This is a genomic window from Pseudomonas sp. I8001 (assembly GCF_013385345.1).
Classification (GTDB): Bacteria; Pseudomonadota; Gammaproteobacteria; order Pseudomonadales; family Pseudomonadaceae; genus Aquipseudomonas.
Window position 1 is genome coordinate 113,603 of record NZ_JACAQC010000015.1, and the last position, 18,720, is coordinate 132,322.

Annotated in this window: 17 protein-coding genes; 14 read left to right on the forward strand and 3 right to left on the reverse strand. The window is 61.7% G+C overall.

All coding sequences use genetic code 11. The features are described from left to right. Window positions 1-6: 6 nt before the first annotated feature. On the reverse strand, window positions 7-1,503 hold the full coding sequence (locus tag HX839_RS14300; protein ID WP_102604865.1) for a PAS domain S-box protein: 1,497 nt from the start codon (window positions 1,501-1,503) through the stop codon (window positions 7-9). A gap of 175 nt (window positions 1,504-1,678) precedes the next feature. Here HX839_RS14300 and HX839_RS14305 point away from each other — a divergent pair, with 175 nt between their 5' ends. The 14 genes from HX839_RS14305 (at window position 1,679) to HX839_RS14370 (ending at window position 16,015) form a co-directional block, all read left to right on the forward strand. Then, window positions 1,679-2,647 (forward strand): hypothetical protein, encoded by a 969-nt coding sequence (locus HX839_RS14305; RefSeq protein WP_177067217.1) that lies wholly within the window; start codon window positions 1,679-1,681, stop codon window positions 2,645-2,647. A gap of 196 nt (window positions 2,648-2,843) precedes the next feature. Further along, entirely contained in the window at window positions 2,844-3,647 is an 804-nt protein-coding gene (locus HX839_RS14310; protein WP_003211578.1) for an AraC family transcriptional regulator, read from the forward strand. Between the two features lie 133 nt (window positions 3,648-3,780). Then, window positions 3,781-4,599 carry an ABC transporter ATP-binding protein gene (locus tag HX839_RS14315; protein ID WP_003211576.1) on the forward strand — a complete coding sequence of 273 codons (819 nt, stop codon included), beginning with the start codon at window positions 3,781-3,783 and terminating at the stop codon, window positions 4,597-4,599. Continuing rightward, on the forward strand, window positions 4,596-5,360 hold the full coding sequence (locus tag HX839_RS14320) for an ABC transporter permease (RefSeq protein ID WP_008435867.1): 765 nt from the start codon (window positions 4,596-4,598) through the stop codon (window positions 5,358-5,360). The genes HX839_RS14315 and HX839_RS14320 overlap by 4 nt, the downstream gene beginning before the upstream one ends. A gap of 25 nt (window positions 5,361-5,385) precedes the next feature. Continuing rightward, window positions 5,386-6,426, forward strand: coding sequence for an ABC transporter substrate-binding protein (locus HX839_RS14325; RefSeq protein WP_102369372.1), 1,041 nt, complete (start codon window positions 5,386-5,388; stop codon window positions 6,424-6,426). Beyond that, on the forward strand, window positions 6,423-7,307 hold the full coding sequence (locus HX839_RS14330) for a PhzF family phenazine biosynthesis protein (protein WP_177067218.1): 885 nt from the start codon (window positions 6,423-6,425) through the stop codon (window positions 7,305-7,307). The genes HX839_RS14325 and HX839_RS14330 overlap by 4 nt, the downstream gene beginning before the upstream one ends. After that, entirely contained in the window at window positions 7,304-7,759 is a 456-nt protein-coding gene (locus tag HX839_RS14335; protein WP_003211568.1) for a RidA family protein, read from the forward strand. The genes HX839_RS14330 and HX839_RS14335 overlap by 4 nt, the downstream gene beginning before the upstream one ends. 232 nt (window positions 7,760-7,991) lie before the next feature. Beyond that, complete coding sequence (locus tag HX839_RS14340; RefSeq protein WP_023658938.1) at window positions 7,992-8,612, forward strand: hypothetical protein; 621 nt, start codon at window positions 7,992-7,994, stop codon at window positions 8,610-8,612. Window positions 8,613-8,634: 22 nt separating this feature from the next. Next, on the forward strand, window positions 8,635-8,976 hold the full coding sequence (locus HX839_RS14345) for an FKBP-type peptidyl-prolyl cis-trans isomerase (RefSeq protein ID WP_003211564.1): 342 nt from the start codon (window positions 8,635-8,637) through the stop codon (window positions 8,974-8,976). 12 nt (window positions 8,977-8,988) lie between these two features. Then, window positions 8,989-9,591 (forward strand): GNAT family N-acetyltransferase, encoded by a 603-nt coding sequence (locus HX839_RS14350; RefSeq protein WP_134326880.1) that lies wholly within the window; start codon window positions 8,989-8,991, stop codon window positions 9,589-9,591. Between the two features lie 583 nt (window positions 9,592-10,174). After that, entirely contained in the window at window positions 10,175-10,891 is a 717-nt protein-coding gene (locus tag HX839_RS14355) for an MgtC/SapB family protein (RefSeq protein WP_003211562.1), read from the forward strand. Window positions 10,892-11,184: 293 nt separating this feature from the next. Further along, a complete protein-coding gene (locus tag HX839_RS14360; RefSeq protein WP_003211560.1) occupies window positions 11,185-11,811 on the forward strand; it encodes a response regulator transcription factor in 627 nt (208 codons plus the stop codon). Window position 11,812: 1 nt separating this feature from the next. Further along, window positions 11,813-15,448, forward strand: coding sequence for a transporter substrate-binding domain-containing protein (locus HX839_RS14365; protein WP_177067219.1), 3,636 nt, complete (start codon window positions 11,813-11,815; stop codon window positions 15,446-15,448). 135 nt (window positions 15,449-15,583) lie between these two features. Further along, entirely contained in the window at window positions 15,584-16,015 is a 432-nt protein-coding gene (locus HX839_RS14370) for a chemotaxis protein CheY (protein WP_177067220.1), read from the forward strand. Here the strand turns inward: HX839_RS14370 and dkgB are convergent. Together dkgB and HX839_RS14380 are read right to left on the reverse strand one after the other, a co-directional pair. Continuing rightward, a complete protein-coding gene (gene dkgB, locus HX839_RS14375) occupies window positions 16,012-16,815 on the reverse strand; it encodes a 2,5-didehydrogluconate reductase DkgB (protein ID WP_102369365.1) in 804 nt (267 codons plus the stop codon). The genes HX839_RS14370 and dkgB overlap by 4 nt on opposite strands. Before the next feature lie 292 nt (window positions 16,816-17,107). Beyond that, entirely contained in the window at window positions 17,108-18,718 is a 1,611-nt protein-coding gene (locus tag HX839_RS14380; protein ID WP_177067221.1) for a hypothetical protein, read from the reverse strand. Window positions 18,719-18,720: the final 2 nt, after the last annotated feature.

Consider the following 18,720-nt stretch of genomic DNA (forward strand, 5'->3'; position numbering starts at 1 on the left):
TGCACTCTATTTGGGCTTTTTAACCCGCAATTCACCGGCAAACAGCCCGCGCTCACGGGCCCACACGATGGCTGCACTACGGCTATGCACCCCCAGTTTGGAGTACACCGTGGCCACATGGTTACGCACGGTGTTGGGCGCCAGTTTCAGGCGCGAGGCGATTTCCTTGTCGGCCAGGCCTTCGCAAATCAGCCCCAGTACATCGCGCTCCCGGGCGGTCAGGTCGGTGAAGGAAATGTTCGGTACATTGGGGCTGTTGACGCTCTTGGCATTGGCCAGTTTTTCAATCAGCGTCTGGCTGAACCATGAGGCGTCCTGCATCACTTCCTCGATCGCGGCCACCAGTTCCAGCTCGGAGCGCTTGCGTTCGGTGATGTTCATCAGCACCAGCAGGTAGCAGGGCACATCCTGGATACTGACGGTGTCGGCAGACAGCACACAGTCGATCAGCTCATTGCCTTTCTTGCGGATCTTCAGGTCGAGGCCGTCGAGGTTGCCGGCTTTTTGCAGGGTGGTGAACAGTTGCGTGCAGGCCTGGGGGCTGTCGATAAAGTCGATGTCTTCGATGGATTTGCCGATCAGTTCTTCACTGGTATAGCCGGTGATGGTCATGAAGGCTTCGTTGATATCCACCACCTGGCGGTTGGCGGCGTTGCACACCAGGGTCGGCACCGGCGTCAGGCGGAACGACTTGGCGAAGCGTTCCTCACTCTGACGCAGGGCGGTTTCGGCCTTGCGGCGAGGCTCCAGGTCGGTGAAGGAAAACAGCATGCAGTCTTCCTCATTCATGTCCAGCGGCTGGCCGGCCACGATCACCAGTTTGCTGCCGCCTTCGGGCAGTTTCAGTTCGGCTTGCATCTGTGGAATGGTCGCGCCTTCGCCCAGGCGCTTGACGGCCAGGTCCTTGTTTTCGGCCTGTTCCAGCACGTCCAGTTCATACACCGAGTGGCCGATCACCTGGTCGCGGTTGTAGCCGGTCATCTCCAGGAAGCCCTGGTTGACCTTGATGTAGCGCAGGTCGCTCAGGCGGCAAATCACCGCCGGCGCCGGGTTGGCATTGAAGGTCTTTTCGAAGCGCTGTTCGGCGCTGGCCCATTCGGTGGCGTCGCTCAGGATCAACACCAGCAATTCCGGCTCGCCCGACGCGTCGTCGAGCACCAGGCTGCGCAGGCGATGCACCCAGACTTTTTCCTCGTCGCCGGTGGGGGTGACTTCCACCACCACATCGCTGAACTCTTCACCGTCTGCCACCCGGCTCAGAGGATAATTCTCCAGCACCAACGGGTGGTTGTTGCGATACCGCAAGGCAAAGCGCGCGGCGTATTCCTTGGTGTTGGCACCCAGGTCTTCGACTTTATCCACGCCATGCATCAGCAGCGCGGCTTCATTGGCCCAGAGTATGGTCTGGTCGGCCTCGGCGAGGATCACCCCATCGGACAAGCCGGAGATGATCTGCTGCAGTTGGCGGCGGTTGGTTTCTTTGGCGAGGACGGCCTGGCTCATGGTTTCTCCTGGGGTAAGTCGCATGGGAAGTACGACACCTGAGGCTCAGGATAGTGCAGAGAAAGTGCCGGGCGCGGGGTGCGAATGCACCAGTGCGCCTAGTGCAATTGTGTCGAGACCGCAGGGCAGGTGCCTCGCCAAACTGGCCACCTACCCACTGTTCAAAGGATTTAACATGACCACTGTCTATGAAACCAACCGTTCGCTGTTTCGTGTGTCCTGGGGCTCGGTATTGGCCGGTAGTGCAATTGCCCTGGTGACCTATCTGGTATTGAGCGTACTCGGCACCGCGATTGGCGCCAGCGCGATAGACCCGATGGCCGCGGGTAACCCGCTGAGCGGTTTCGGCACCGGTGCCGGGATCTGGCTGTTTGTCTCGACGCTGCTGGCAATCGGTACCGGTGCATTCGTGGCCGGGCGCACCGCGCCGGATCGCGGCGGCCTGCACGGCGTGCTGAGCTGGACCATCACCACCTTGCTCACCACCTGGCTGCTGGCCGCGCTGGCCACCAGCGTTGTGGGAGCGGCGGGCAATGTCGTCGGCAAGGGCCTGTCGGCTGCCGGCAGCGGGATCGCCGCCGTGGCGCCGGGTATCAGCGACAGCGTCAAGCAGCAACTGAATGAGCAGGGCATCAAGCTGGACTGGAACAGCCTGCAAGGTCAGCTCGACACACTGCTCAAGCAGAGCGGCAAACCTGAACTGGACCCGGCCAACGTTGAGCAAAAAGCCGATCAGGCGGCGGCGGACGGCAAGCAGTCGGCCAACGATGCCGCGACCAACCCAGCCCAGGCTGGTGATGAATTGAAGCAGTGGTTCGAGCGGGTCAAGGCTTCCGGTGAGCCGGCGTTGAACGCGGCGGACAAGCAGGCACTGGTCAACATTGTTGCGGCCCGTACCGGCAAGAGCCAGGCTGAGGCCACCCAGATTGTCGACAACTACGCCCAGGCCTACCAGCAGGCCGTGCAGAAGGTCGACGAACTGAAGCAACAGGCTGAACAGAAAGCCCGTGAAGCCGGTGAAGTCGCGGCCAAGCAACTGTCCCGTGCTGCGTGGAGCACCTTGTTGATGTTGCTGCTGGGCGCAGCGTTGAGCTTCGGTGTGGGTCGCCTGGCGATTTCCACCCGTCGTGTACCGTTGGCCTGATCATGACCTGAGGTGATTTATGTGGCGAGGGAGCTTGCTCCCGCTGGGCGCTGCGAAGCGGCCCCAAAAAAGAGGGGAGCGCTACGCACTGGAGCGCCAGCCCGGTCCAGCGGGAGCAAGCTCCCTCGCCACAATGCTTCGCTGGCACCAAACATGCTAGTGTCAGCACTCCAACATCCACTGGCAGTGCCTGGCGATGCGCGACATCTACAGCGTCTTCAACTCCAACGGCGCCTATGAAACCGGGGCCCATGCCCACGACGAATTCATGCTGATGGTGCCCGAGCACGGCCTGTTGCGTTTCAAGGATGAGGAAAGCGGGCGCACCACCTCGGTGATCGACCGCCAGTTCGTACTGGTGCCGCCGCAATCCAGCCATTCCTCCTCGTCACTCACCGCCAGCCAGGGCCACGTGGCGTTCTACGTCGACCCCGACTACATGCACTACGCCTTGCGTGACCTGTCCGGTGACGCCAACCGCTTGCTGCGCGTGCCCACCCTGGGCATCTGGCAAACCTCCGCGCCGTTGCACCATCTGCTCCTGGCAAAAAAAGCCTTCAGCCAACCCGACCTGTACATCGACCGCCGCCGCCAGGTGGCCCAGGCCGATCACCTGCTGCTGCTCGAATGCCTGGCGATTTCCCTCAGCCAGCCGAGTCTGCAACGCTCATCTACCGAGCGCCACGGCGCCATGCTGGTGCGTGACGTCAAGGCGTACGTGGAAGGCAACCTCGAACATGCGCCGGGGCTGGATGAAATCGCCGAGACGTTTCACATGTCGCGCCGCCATCTGACCCGGCTGTTCGCGCTGCACACCGGCGAGACGGTGCTGGCGTACGTCCAGCGCCTGCGCCTGGAGCGCGCGCAGACGTTGTTGCGGCACACCCGCATGTCGGTGCTGGAGATCGCCAATAACGTCGGCTATGAGTCACCGTCACACCTGGCCCATGTGTTTCGCCGGGTGCTGGGCGTGTCGCCGGATGAGTGGCGCCGCGGCTGATACCGCCTCAACTTTTTTGATGTCCCGATCCCGCGCATGATCCGGCCCGATCCCGTGCGCCGCAAATCCGTCATCCGTTCATCCTCACCCCGTCAACAACAAACAAGTCCGGCCTACCGGACGAGGAGGGGCGGTGAGTGCAAAACCCTTTATCAGCTTCGCAGGGGTGCAAAAAAGCTTCAAAGTCGAGGGCCGCCAGTTTGTGGCCGTGCGCAACGTATCGCTTGAAGTTCAGCGGGGCGAAATCATCACCCTGGTCGGCCCTTCGGGGTGCGGCAAGTCCACCTTGCTCAACATGACCGCCGGGCTCTTCGGCCCTACGGAGGGCCAGGTGCATTACGACGGCGCCGAGGTCAAGGGCGTCAACACCCGTGTCGGTTACATGACCCAGGCCGACCACTTGCTGCCGTGGCGCACCGTGGCCGGCAACATCGCCGTGCCGCTGCAAATCCGCCGCATGCCCAAGGCCCGGATCGACAGTCGCGTCGAGGAGCTGATGGCGCTGGTGGGCCTCACCGGTTTTGGCGAAAGCTACCCTAACCAGCTTTCCGGCGGCATGCGCAAACGCGCGGCCATGGCGCGCTTGATGGCCAGCGACCCGGAAACCCTGCTGATGGACGAACCCTTCGGCGCCCTTGATGCGCAGATGCGCCTGACCCTGCAGACCGAACTCTTGCGCCTGTGCCGCAAGCTCAACAAGACCGTGCTGTTCGTCACCCACGATGTCGATGAAGCCATCGCGCTGGCGGACCGCTGCGTGGTGTTCGCCGGTCGCCCAGGCACCATCGACCATGTGCTCGATATTCCCCTGGGCGGTGAACGCAACCTGGTGCAATTGCGCTCTGACCCACGCTACGTGGAACTCTGCGCCGCCCTCTGGAAACGCTTGGCGCCCGACGTCGCCGGTGCTGCCGATCCCGCCTCATTGGCTCACTCGCTGGAGGTCGTATGATCCAGGTCTATCGCTTGCTGTTCCTGATTTTCCTGCTGGTGTTCTGGGAGTGTGTGTCCCGCTGGTTCGGCGTGGAATTTTTCATCAGCCGGCCTTCGGCGGTGGCGCAAAGCCTGTGGAAAATCCTCATGAACGGGGTGTTCTTCTACCACGCCGGCATCACCACCCTGGAAGCCGTGCTGGGCTTCTTCTTCGGCTCCCTCGCAGGCTTGATCGCCGGTTTGGTGCTGGGCCGCGCCAAGCTGCTGGCGGATATTCTCGACCCGTTCCTGACCGCCTTCTACAGCTTGCCGAAAGTCGCGCTGGCGCCACTGTTCATCCTCTGGTTCGGCATCGGCTTGCCGATGAAAGTCATCCTGACCGCGGCCGTGGTGTTCTTCCTGGTGTTCCTCAACACCTACAGCGGCGTGCGCAACGTGTCCCGCGAGCAACTGACCATCCTGCGCCTGATGGGCGCCAAGGAGCGCGACCTGCTGACCATGGTGGTCATCCCGTCCGCTTTCACCTGGGTATTCACCGGCCTGCGCCTGTCGGTGCCCTATGCGCTGATCGGCGCGCTGGTGGGCGAGATCATCGCCGCCAACCGGGGCCTGGGCTACCTGCTCTCGGATGCAGCCTCGCAGTTCGATACCGCCGGTGTATTTGCCGCACTGGTGGGCATCATCGCCCTCGCGCTGATCCTGAACACGGCGGTGAAGCTGGCAGAACGCAAGTTGATGCCGTGGAAGGCCAACGAAGCGGAACGTGAAGTTGCGGTTTAACCCCTTATTTTTGCGGAGCTTGATCATGTTCAAACCACTGTTCATCGCCAGCGTTTTACTCGCTTCCTGCCTGCCCGCCGCGCAGGCCCGGGACCTGACCAAAGTCACCCTGGCGTTCCCCAGCGAAGGCTTTCTCTATGTGCCGATCTACGTCGCGCAGAAGCAAGGCTACTTCGCCGATGAAGGCCTGAATGTGGACGTCATCGTATTCCAGAAAGGCGGCTCGGCAGCACTCACCGCCGTGCTGGGGCGTGATGCGGATGCGTACGTCGGCCTGCCCGCCGTCGCGGTGCGCGCCCGCACCAAAGGCCAGAATGTCCAGGCGTTCGCCGCCGTGCAGACCCAGTTCGGCAGCACCGTGGTGATCGACGGTGCCTCGGCGCAAAAGGCCGGCGTGTCGGCCACCTCATCCTTGGCCGCCCGTGCCCAGGCTCTCAAGGGCTTGAAGATCGGCGTCACCGGCCCTGGCAGCACCACCGACATGCTGGTGCGCTACCTGGCCAAGGATGCGGGGCTCAACCCGGACAAAGACTTCACCATCATGCCCATCGGCGGCGCGCCAAACATGCTCGCGGCGTTTTCCCAGGGCAGCATCAACGGCTTCTCGCTGTCGCCACCCACCATCACCACCGCCGAGAAGCAAGGCGGCTTTGTGTTGATGGACCTGGCCAAGGGCGAATACAAACCCCTGGACGGCTTCCTCTTCACTGCGATGATTGCCCGTGAAGACTGGCTGGCCAGCAACAAGGTCACGGCCGAAAAAATGGTCCGCGCCCTGTGGCGTGCCGAACACCTGATTGCCAGCGACCCGGACAAGGCTCGCGAGTCGGTGCGCCCGTATTTCGCCCACACCGACGCCGCCATCTTCAATGCTGCCTGGACCGCTTCGCTGCCGTCCTACCCGGCCACGCCGCGCATCGAGAAAGACGGCGTTGAGAAAAACATCCGCTTCATGAACGCTGTGGAGAGCGACCCGGTCGAACTCGACCCGCAGCAGGTTTACACCAACTCCATCGTCGACGCCGTGGCGCCGACTGTTTCCACCCTTCAGGGAGAGGCGAAATGACGCCCGAGGCTCACCTGGTCAATGTTTTTCCCGCCACCGCCCGTGGCGGCAATCCCGCGCCAACCGTGGCCGTCGCCGATGGCATGAGCGATGCCGACATGCAGCAGGTCGCCCGCGACTATGGCCATGAGTGCGGCTTCGTGTTCGCCGCACCGGTTGGCAGCGAGTTCGATTTTGCCTTGCGCTTCTGGGTGCCCAACCACGAGATGGAAATGTGCGGCCACGCCACCGTGGGAGCGGTGTGGCTGCTGGATCGGTTGGGCATGCTGCACAAGGACCGCCTGACGTTATCGACCCTGAGCGGTCCGGTGGATGCGCGGATCACCGCTGCGGGCACCCCGGATATCCAGGTGGAAATCAGCCAGCCCAAGGGCCAGGTCGAGGCGTTGAACGATGCCGAAGTCGAGGCCGAGATTCTGTCGGTACTCGGCATCACTTCCAACGAACTGGCACCGCTGCCGATCCAGAACGCTTGCACCAGCCGGGTGAAAACCCTGATCGCGCTGAAAAGCGTGGCGGTACTGGATAGCCTGAAACCGGATTACCGGCGGATGCAGCAACTGTGCGAGCGCATCGGCTCCACTGGTTTGTACCCCTATGCGCCATCGGATCTGGAAGGGCGACAGTTTGATGCGCGGCAGTTTCCCAAGTCCTCGGGTTACCCGGAAGACGCCGCCACCGGCATCGCGGCTGCCGCGTTGGCGTTTGGCTTGTTGGAGAATGGCCTGGTGACGGCAGATGATCGCCCGGTGCACATCCGCCAGGGCCGGGCCATGGGCCGACCTTCGCAAATCTCCCTGCGGTTTCGCCGGGATGCAGCGGGGCAGGTGCAAGGCTGCTGGCTGGGTGGGCATGTGGAATTTGTCGAGGAACCGGCATGAGCGTGCGCGAAAAACTGCAAGCCCTCGGGCTGGAATTACCCGAGGCGCCGAGCCCCAAGGGAGACTACGTGCCAGTGACGATTCATGGAGGCGTGGCGTATGTCAGCGGGCAGGTTTGTCGGCAGGGTGACAGCGTGATTACCGGGCCGGTGACGGATCAGACCTCTACGGAGTTGGTCAACGAAGCAGGGCGGACCTGTGTGCTGCGGGCCTTGAGCGTGCTGGACCAGGCGGTAGGGCTGGAGAACGTCGAGCGCATCCTGTTCGTTCGCGGGTTTGTGTTTGGCGGGGAAGGTTTCCAGGGCTTCTCCAAGGTGGTCGACGGCGCGTCGCAACTGTTGATTGAGCTGTTTGGCGAGCACGGCCGGCATGCGCGTTCGGCGGTGGGCGTGGCGGGATTACCCAGCAACGGCCTGCTGGAACTGGAACTGACGGCGGTCGTCACTGCCTGAACCACCCACCAAAATGTGGCGAGGGAGCTTGCTCCCGCTGGGCTGCGCAGCAGCCCCAAAACCGATGATCGCAGTGCCTCGGGCATACCGCGTCAACCGGTCCGGGAGCGCTTCGCACTCCAGCGGGAGCAAGCTCCCTCGCCACAGGATTCGTGTTGCTTTCACCTCTGCAGGAACCCCGGCGAACGAGTAAACTGCCCGCCTTTTATTCTCACGACGAGACGGTGAGCTTTTGAACGCAGGAAAAACCGCAGGGCTGTTGCTGCTCACCGCCTTATTGGCGGGATGCGGCACCTCGCCACCCCGCACCCCCAACGACATCTGCGGCATCTTCCGCGAAAAAGACGATTGGTACGACGCCGCCAAGGTGACCCAGGCGCGCTGGGGCGTGCCGATCCAGGTGCCGTTCGCGATCATGTATCAGGAATCGGGCTTCCGGCAGGACGCCAAGACCCCACGCAAGTACCTGCTGTGGATCATCCCCTGGGGCCGTGTGTCTACGGCCTCCGGCTACGCCCAGGCCAAGGACGAAGTGTGGAGCGACTACCAGAAAAGCACCGGACGCTACGGCGCCAGCCGGCAGGACTTTGACGACGCCATCGACTTTGTCGGCTGGTACATGGACAAGACCTACACCATCAACGGCGTATACAAATACGATGCCTACGGCCAGTACCTGAATTACCACGAAGGCTGGGGCGGTTACCGGCAGCGTACCTACGCGAGCAAAGCCTGGCTGATGCCGGTGGCGGGGAAGGTGCAGGCGCGTTCGCAGATGTATGCGGCGCAATATGCGGGCTGCAAGAATGATCTGGGGCGTGGGTTCTGGAGCCGGTTCTGGCATTGGCTGTGACTTTGGATAGCGGGAGAGCACGATGAGCACCGAACTGGAAATCACCGACATCCGCCTCGGCGACGGCAAAACCGTGGTCAAAGGCGCCCTGATCACCACGCAATACACCGGCACTCTGGAAGACGGCACGGTGTTCGACTCCTCATGGGAACGCGGCAAGCCGTTTCAATGCGTGATCGGCACCGGTCGCGTCATCAAGGGCTGGGACCAGGGGCTGATGGGCATGAAAGTTGGCGGCATTCGCACGTTGTTTGTGCCGGCGCACCTGGCCTACGGCGAGCGCTCGATGGGGGCGCATATCACGCCCAACAGTAATTTGCGGTTTGAGATTGAGTTGCTGGAAGTACTGACGCGGGATGATTGAGGGGCGGTGAACATGGATGTTGTTGAAGCAGGGGAGTTGCCGCGCAGTTCGATAGCGGGTATTCGGGTGGTTGAGCTGACCCTTGAGGATGAAGCCGAGTTGCAGCGCTTTTTCGAAGCAGCCCCGGAATATTTTCTCGCGGTCAACGGTGAGCCAGCCACACCCACGGAGGCTCGGGATGAGTTGACTCTTGAACTGCCCGACACCTGGAGCTACACGCGGATGTATTGGATTGGCTACCGCAATGCCGAAGGGCAGTTGGTTGCGGTGGTGAATGTGGCGTCGGATCTGTTGGCGGTCGGTGTTTGGCATATCGGGTTGCTGTTGGTGGCCACGCCGTTGCATGGCAGCGGTTTTGCGCGGCAGTTGCATGCCGATTTCCAGGATTGGGTAGTGAGCCTGGGCGCACGCTGGTTGCGGTTGACGGTGGTGGTGGGGAACGTCAAGGCTGAGCGGTTCTGGCCCCGGCTTGGGTATGTTCAGGTGCGGACTCGGGATGGCATCGAGATGGGGCGGCAGGTGAATCGGGTTTCCATTCAGGTGAAGGCGTTGGCGGGTGGGGCGATCAATGAGTATTTGGCGCTGGTGGAGCGTGATCGACCGTCTTCTGCGTAGCAGCTGTCGAGCCTGGGAGAGGCTGCGTTCGGCGCGACTGGTTGGAGTGTCTGGCTTGATGATCGCAGTGTGGCCGACGCAGCCTCGCTTGGGCTCGACAGCTGCTACGGAGGGGAGAGCTGCGCAGTGGTGCGTACCTGAACCCTCCCTGAAGAACCTGCCCAAACCCATCGGGTAAATTTTCCTACGGTTTACTCTCATTAATTCGGAGCGTAAGCTTCGCGCGTTTTCATCAATAGCGGAGACCCTCAGTGGGTACTTGTTCGAGTGACAGTCGTCGGCCGGTCTCGATAACCGGCACATACTTGGCAAGATAACGCGCATTTTTCCGATGCCGTTGTCTCGCCCAGAAGCGAGAAGCGGCATTTCGATGGCGGCCAGTCCTGGCCCGATTCCGAATTCCCTCTCATCGACGCTTAACAGTACGTGATGCCTTGCATCGCGGTACTGCGGACGCGCCTGTCGTTTGCGACGGGCGGGCCTGTCCTGTCGTGCCCGTGACTCAATCACGGCCCAGGATGGTCGTACCTGGCCGAAGGTTTCCTCGCGTAAGTTTGGCTGGTAATGAATAGGGAAGACGCCTATGCAAGCAATCAACAACATCAACCTCAACTCGCTGATCGACACGCTGGTCAGCCTCACCGCGGCCTTCATTCTCGGTGGCCTGATCGGGTTTGAGCGTCAGTACCGCCAGCGCACGGCGGGGCTGCGCACCAACGTGCTGGTGGCGGTGGGAGCGGCGATTTTCGTCGACATGGCCAACCGCCTGGGCGGCGCCGAAGGGGCGGTGCGGGTCGTGGCCTATGTGGTCTCGGGCATCGGTTTTCTCGGTGCCGGTGTGATCATGCGTGAAGAAGGCAACGTGCGCGGCCTGAATACTGCGGCCACGCTCTGGGCGTCGGCGGCGGTGGGTGCCTGTGCCGGTGCCGACCTGATCCTCGAAGCGCTGCTCGGTACGCTGTTTGTGCTGGCGGCCAACACGCTGCTGCGCCCGATCGTCAATAACATCAACCGCCAGCCACTGGACGTGGTGTCGGCCGAGGTGACCAACATTTTGTATGTGGTAGCCCGGCGTACCCAGCAGAAGGCGGTATTGGCCTTGCTCGAAGCCGAACTCGCTCGCTGCAACTACCCGGCCAGTGATGTGGACGTACGTCCCTTTGGTCCTGAAGAGGTGGAAATCGAGGCGACGCTGGCCGTGACCTCGGTAGACGGTGACGAACTGGATGCGCTGGTGGCCCGTATTTCCACTTCAGCCCTTGTGGTGCAAGCGTTCTGGAGTCCGAGTACCACCGACTAGGCCGCCTTGGCGCCCCCGGGACCGGCTCTTTACTATGCTTATGGTGAGGAAAAGTCCTACATACAGCTGGGACTATCCCTTCAGTTGTTACGCCGTTCCATTGGTAAGGTTGCGCGCTTGCGACTAGCCAGGCACGCAGGTGCCGCCTACCTAGGGTTATGCGCTGTTCAAATGGAGGGACCCGACTGCTGCTTGTAGGACTGTTCAGTTCCGTTCGTCGGAACTGTCATTTCTCACAGGTAGATAGGTCCCGTGTGATGTGTAACGGTACTGAATCCTCCCAGGGGAGCCTTATGAGCAAAGCTTTAATCGTGGATGACCATCCATTTATCCGCGCAACCGTCCGCTATCTGCTGAAGCAGGAAGGCTTCGACACGATCTTCGAGGCCGGCAACGGCGCCGATGCCATGCAGATTGCCCGGGAGGAACGCCCCGAACTGATCATCCTCGACCTGGCGATGCCGAAGCTGGGTGGCCTGGAGGTGATCAGCCGGATCAAGGCGCTGGGCCTGCCGTGCAAGATCCTGGTGCTGACGTCCTACCTGGCGGTGTTTTTTTCCACCCGCTGCATGCGTGCCGGCGCGATGGGGTTTGTCGCCAAGACCGGCGAGCTGGATGAGCTGCAAAAAGCGATCAAGGCCGTGATGTCCAACTACAGCTGCTTTCCGAGCCTGCCCACCAGCTCGGTGCGCCGCGACGATTTGCAATCCACCGAGCAGGACCTGGTGGCAGAGCTTTCCGACCGCGAGCTGACCGTACTGCAGAAGCTGGCGCTGGGGTTGGGTAACAAGGAAATTGCCGAGGACATGTTGCTCAGCCACAAGACCATCAGCACTTATAAAACCCGACTGAAGGAGAAGCTGCGGATGTCGTCGGTGGTGCATTTGTCCAAGTTCGCCCAGCGCAATCATCTGATCTGAAATGATCAACTTTCGGGTCTTGTGGCTCAGCGCAAGTGTGCTGCTGGGCGCGCTCTGCACACAAGGCCTGGCGCTTGGCGAGCCGCGCACCCTGTATCTGTTGGGGCATTCAGTCATTGAAACGCCCGCCGTACGGCTGCATGAAACGCAGTGGAGCTGGCTGCGCGAACGGCGCCGGTTGTTGATGGGGATCTCTGGGCCCGACTACGCACCATTCGAGTTGAGCACCAGCGATGAACTCGAGGGGATTACGGCGGATTACGCGTCGCTGATCGCCGATGCGCTGAACATCACGATAGAAGTGCGCCGCTACGACAATCGCGATGAAGTCATCACCGCGCTCAAGCGTGGCGAGGTGGATTTTGTGGGATCTGCCAACGGCTACGAGGCGGCAGACCCGCAGCTGGTACTCTCGCGCTCCTATGCCATGGATCAACCGACCCTGGTCACCCGCACGGGTGACAGCCAGGGCCTGAGCAGCGACCTGGCCGATAAACGTGTGGCGATGTTTTATCACTACATGCAGCCTGACGCGGTGCAGGCGTTTTACCCCAATGCCCGGATCCAGCTGTTCCCTTCAACCTTCGAGGCCATCGGCGCGGTTGCGTTCGGCCATGCAGATGTTTACCTCGGCGATGCAATCAGCACCAACTACCTGATCAACAGGAACCACCTGAACAACGTCCGCATGGCCGACTTCTCGTCACTTGAGGTCAATCCCTTCGCGTTTGCATTTTCCCGGGACAACGCGCGCTTGCTGTCGATCATCAATGCGGCACTGGCAGTGATCCCGGTCAGCGAGCAGATGGAAATCCTGCGGCGCTGGAGTGCCGGCAACCTGGGGTTCCTGGGGGCGGACCGGCTGCGCTTGAGTGCCAGTGAACAGCGTTGGCTGGACAAGAACCCGAGGATCAAGGTCGCTGTACTCGACAAGTTCCTGCCGGTTTCATTTATCGACAAGCAGGGCGCGTTCGAAGGGTTGAGCGCCGAGGTGCTGGCCCGCATCAGCTTGCGCACGGGATTGAAGTTTGACTTCATTCCCGGCACCTCGATGCTCCGGCAAATCGACAGGGTCAACACCGGTGGTGCAGACATGATCGCGGTGGTCACCCCCAGCGTCGAGCGCACGGACAAGGTACGCATTACCCGGCCTTACCTGACCAATCCGTTTGTGTTGGTCAGTCGCATTGATGACGGCAGCCCCCTTACCCTGGAAGACATGGCCGGCAAGCGCCTGGCGCTGATTGGCAGCAATAGCCTGCAGGAGGGCATCGCCCAGGACTATCCGAGCATCAAGTTCGTGGACGTCGAGAACCCCGAGCACGGCATGGAGCTGGTGGCCGATGGCGGTGCCGATGCCGCCGTCAATACCTTGATCAGCGCCCGCTACATGATTGCCCGCGAGTACCGTGACCGGTTGCGGATCACCAGCACGGTCGGGTCCGAGCCGGCCCGCATAGCCTTTGGCGTCAACCGCAGCCAACTGGAGTTGTATTCGATCCTCGACAAGGCGCTGCTGAGTATTACGCCCCAGGAAATGGACGAATTGGCTGGCCACTGGCGTAGCGAGGTATTGGTTGAAGACAGCTACTGGTCGCGGCACCGCAATGCGATTATTCAAGGTTTCAGCCTGGCGGCGCTGCTGTTGCTGATCACCCTCGGCTGGGCGATTTATCTGCGTCAGCTGATACGCAAGCGCGTCGAGGCCGAACGAGCGCTGAGTGATCAGATGCGCTTTATGGGCGTGCTGATCGACGGCACACCCCATCCGATTTATGTGCGTGATCGCCTGGGCCGGCTGATGGCGTGCAATAGCGCTTACCTTGATGTGTTCGGTTTCAAGCTGGAGGACGTGACCGGTAAAACCGTGGTCGAGACCGACACCGGCAATCGCCCCCAGGCCGAGTCTTTTCATCAGGATTACCTGCGCTTGATGGAGCGGGGCGAGCCACAGATCCAGGACCGCGTGCTCAAGGTGCCGGGCGGTGCGGTCCTGACCATCTACCACTGGATGCTGCCGTACCGCGACGGTAATGAGCAGGTGGTGGGCATGATCGCCGGCTGGGTGGATGTCAGCGAAAGGCAGCAACTGCTCGGCCAGTTGCAGGAGGCCAAGGAGGATGCCGACGCGGCCAACCGCGCCAAGACCACGTTTCTCGCGACCATGAGCCATGAAATCCGCACGCCCATGAACGCCGTGATCGGCATGATCGAACTGGCCCTGAAAGCCGCCGAGCAGAACCGGGCCGACCGCGATGCGCTGGAGGTGGCCGCTGATGCGTCACGGGGCATGCTGGAATTGATCGGCGATATCCTCGATATCGCGCGTATAGAATCGGGCCACCTGTCCCTGACCCTCGAGCCTTCGAACCTGCACGAGTTGCTGGCGTCGGTGGCGCGGGTTTTCGAGGGGCTGGCGCGGGCCAGGGGCCTGGTACTGCAGGTGGAGCTCGACCCGCTGATTGATCGGTACGTGCTGGTGGACCCGATGCGCTTCAAGCAAGTGGTGTCGAACCTTTTGAGCAACGCGATCAAGTTCACCCCTCACGGCCGGGTGCGGCTTGGCGCGTCCGGCTCGTCGGCGATTGCCAGCGGCTACTTGAACCTCAGGCTGTGGGTGGAAGACACCGGCATTGGCATCAGTGTCGAAGACCAGAAGCGCCTGTTCAACCCGTTTATCCAGGGCAGCAACACTGCGCAATCGGCGCGCAGCGGTTCGGGCCTGGGCCTGGTCATCAGCCGCAACCTGTGCGAGATGATGGGGGGACAATTGCAATTGAGCAGCCTGCTGGGGCAGGGCACTCGGGTGGATGTCACCCTGGAGCTGGCAGTCGCCGACACCACGCTGATGCCGCCCGTACCGGTTGCCGTGGAAACTCCGCCGGCCCACGCGCTGAACATTCTGGTGGTGGATGACTACCCGGCCAACCGGCTGCTGCTGGCCCGGCAACTGAGCTTCCTGGGACACCGGATCACCACCGCCGAAGATGGTGTCGAGGGGCTTGAGTTGTGGCTGTCCGGGCATTTTGACGGGGTGATTACCGACTGCAATATGCCGTTCAAGGACGGTTATGAGTTGGCGCGGGATATCCGCACCCTTGAGGGCGAGCGTGGCCTGGCGCCGTGCCTGTTGCTGGGGTTTACCGCCAACGCCCAGCCCGAGGAAGCCGAGCGCTGCCGGCAGGCGGGCATGGATGGCTGCCTGTTCAAACCCACCGGGCTTGAGGATTTGCATGCGGCCCTGGCGCGGCGCACGGCCACACCTTCGGTGGCGCCCGGCACCACGGATGAGCTGGCGGCAGGCTTTGACTTGAGCCACCTTGAGAAACTGACCGGCGGGGATATCGACGCGGTGAAGGAGCTGCTGGCGCCCTTGCTCGACAGCCTTGAGGCAGACCATGGGCAGCTGGTGAACCTGCAACGCAAGGCAGACTTTGCCGGCCTGCATGACCTGGCCCATCGCACCAAGGGCGGGGCAAAGATGGTCAAGGCCCATGCACTGATGGTTTGCTGCGAGGTATTGGAAAGCGTTTGTGAACGTCAGGCCCGCGACGAATTGGCCAGTGCCGTCGATGGCATGGATGAAGCGCTCGCGCACCTGCACCACGCGCTGTCGGGGTATTGCAATCAGACTTGACCGGTGCGGAGGGGTATTGAGCTGTTTGGGACAACTCCTACGTGAAGGTGGAACAAGCCTTATTTAGTCTTCGGAATATGTCTGGAAAATAGTGCGTCCAGTCCTTCACGAGCGCTTCTTGCTCAGGTGTTCGCCATGCCAAACAAAGCACTGACCCTCCTGATCGCCGATGAACAGCATCTGCAACGACTGTACATCGAAAAAATGCTCAACCAACTGGGCTATTACCGCATCGTTCCGGTGCAGACCTTCGAAGAAGTGCGGATCCTCACGGCGATTCCGGCCAGGCCGTTCGATGTGCTGATCATCAACGCCGGGCTGGCAGACAGCGACGGCGGGGTGCTGGCCTTCCAGGAACAGCACCCGCAGATTCGCCATGTGCTGGTCTACGATATCCGCGAACTGGGCACGCCGGCCGCCGCACCAACCCTGCTGGTGCGCCTGCCGGGTACGCCGGACAGCATCAACCTTGAACACTTCATGGACATCATCGACCCGCCGTCAGCCACCGACGGGTTGCGGGTGTTGTCGTGGCTGCGGGAGTTGTCCGGCAGCCCTGCGGCTTAGTCCCAGTTCGGCGCGATGCCTTTGGGGCTGGTCAGCCGATGGCCACGCTCCAGGGCGGCGATATGCGCCATGTCAGCGTCACTCAGGGTCAGGTCCAGAGCCTTGAGGTTGCTGGCCAGGTTGGCGCGCTTGGTCGAGGACGGGATTACCGCGTAGCCCAGTTGCATGGCCCACGCCAGGGTCACTTGCGCCGGGGTTGCCTGATGACGTTCGGCGATCTGCTGGATCACTGGGTCCTTCAGCACTTCGCCGTAGGCCAGGGTCATGTAGGAAGTGATCTGGATGCCATGGGCCTTGGCAAACTCCGCCACGGTGCGGTTTTGCAGGTACGGGTGCAGTTCCACCTGGTTGGTCGCGATGTGCTCGGCACCGACGGCGGCAATTGCCTGCTTCATCAGGTCGACGGTGAAGTTGGAAATACCGATCTGACGGGTCAGGCCCTGGCGCTTGGCTTCCAGCAACTGGCCCATGAACTCGGCGACCGGTACCTGGTCTTCCGGCGATGGCCAGTGGATCAGGGTCAGGTCCAGGTAGTCGGTCTGGAGTTTGCGCAGGCTTTCCTTGAGGCTGGGAATCAGCTGGCCTTCGGCGAAGTTGGCGATCCAGATCTTGCTGGTGATGAACAGCTCGTCCCTTGGGATGCCGCTGTCGGCGATGGCCTGGCCGACGTCGGCTTCGTTTTCGTAGATTTGTGCGGTGTCGATGACGCGATAGCCCAGCTCCAGGCCGGTGCTGACGGAGTCGATGACGACCTGGCCTTGCAGGCGGAACGTGCCGAGGCCGAATGCGGGAATGGACATGAGTGACTCCTGAAGTGGTGTGAACAATGGAGTCGAGTATCGGCCTCTCGTTCCTTCGGAAAAACCGCTGAATCCGAAAAGGACTCTTTACCAAAAGTCATGAGTGGCCGGCGGGTGGCCACACGATATCCCTCGAGAGCGGTCTTACCGGGTAGATGCGGGGGCTGTCGGACATTTCGGGCGTTACTTGATAAGGGGCGCCTCTTTTAACCAGCAGGAGCTAGCGCAAGGACCAAATGCTCAAGGCCTTACAGCACCGAGAAACCTTGAGCAGCGGTCTGAACAGTCGAGTTCAGGGTGAACTGTCCTTGAGGGTCTGGAAGGCTTTTACGCGCTTGACCAGGCTTTTCTTGCTGGCCGAATCGGCACTGTTGAACAGGAACGAAAAGTCCGAGGCCAGGGTCGAGCTGCCGGCGATGGTCGCGTACTGATGACAGGCATTGCAGTTGTCGCCCTGGACGTAGGTCTCCAGGGTGGTGTTGGCCACCGGTACGTTGCCCTGGCTGATAAACGGCCCGTAGGACAGCGGCACTTGCGCACTGACACCCGGTTCCGGCTGGGTGGGCGGGTTGGGGGTGAGGGTCCAGAGTACGTTGATCAGTTTGTAGTACTGGAACACCGACTTGCCCTGGCTCTGCTGGGCAAAATTGGCCTGCACCGCGCCGTTAAGCGCCTGCAGTTCAGTGGGCAGCGGATGTTCCCGGGTGGTCTGCACGGGTTGGTCCCGTGGAAACGGCTCGGTGCAGTCGCGGTCCGGATGCTGCTGCTTGCACTGGATACGCGCCACGTTCGGCGTGCATTCGGGGCCGGTGCCGCAGTTCGGGTTGTTGAAGGCAAAGCTGTCGGGCGGCGTTTGTTGTGGCGGCACCTGGTTGGGTTCCGGCACGTTGTCCACCTGCTCGAAGGTGGTCCAGATGAAGTTGGGCGAGGCCTGGGTCTTGTTGATGATATGCAGGCCCACCAGGCCCACCACCTGCTGGGTGCACTGCAAGGTGGCCGGATTTTTGAGCCAGGCGACGGTGGTCAGGTAACGTCCGTAGAGCTCGGGTTTGCCGGTGAGGATTCGCCATGCTGCCTTGACCTCCAGAGCTCCCAGTTGCTCCTGAGGCACCGGGTTGGGCGGCAGCGAGCGCATGGGTTCACCGATGGGCAAGGACAGCCCGCCGGGGTTCTGGTTGTCGAGGTTCTGCGCGACTTTCAGCTGGTTGGCCGCGTCGTACAGCCCTTTGCTGACGATGTAGTCGAACTCGGCCTTGCCGACCTTGCGTTCAAAAAACACCAGGTTCTGCGACTGGTCCGTCAGCCAGCCGCCGGAGGCCTCCATGATCGGGTCCGGAATCGAGGCCAGGGTGCCGCTGGACAGGTGAAACCCATGCCGCGCGTTGATCGCGCTTTCGGAGGTGGCGGTCATGAACTTGCGCGCCCCCACCGACATCGCCCTGAGGCTGCCCTGGGTGCTGCAATTGGACGGCACCAGGGTTTGCACGCCCCAGCCGGTGGGCGCGGGCGCGCCGGGCAGGAAGATATCGTTGGCGTCCTTGTAGCTGGCCCATACCGGCGCCACGCTCATCGGCTGCCCGGAGGCAGTCGGTACGCCGAATTGCGCAAGGGTACTGTTCATGTCCGGCTCACCCGCGAGGGCAGGTGTGGCTGGCCAACCGGGATTCACCGGCCAGTTCAGGGCAATGAACAACTGCCAGCCAAAGCAATTCATGAAGCTCTGGCCGGTGGCGTTGAAGTTGTTGATCGGCAGGAAGCCGCCGCTTTTCGGGTTGAACACCAACTGTTGCTGCACGCAAGCGTCGGCGTCGGAAGTGGGGGATGCGTAGGCGGCCTGCATGGCGAACAGGCTCAGCACCACACTGGTCAGCAGCGATAAAACACTCAAGCGTAACCTGGACATCA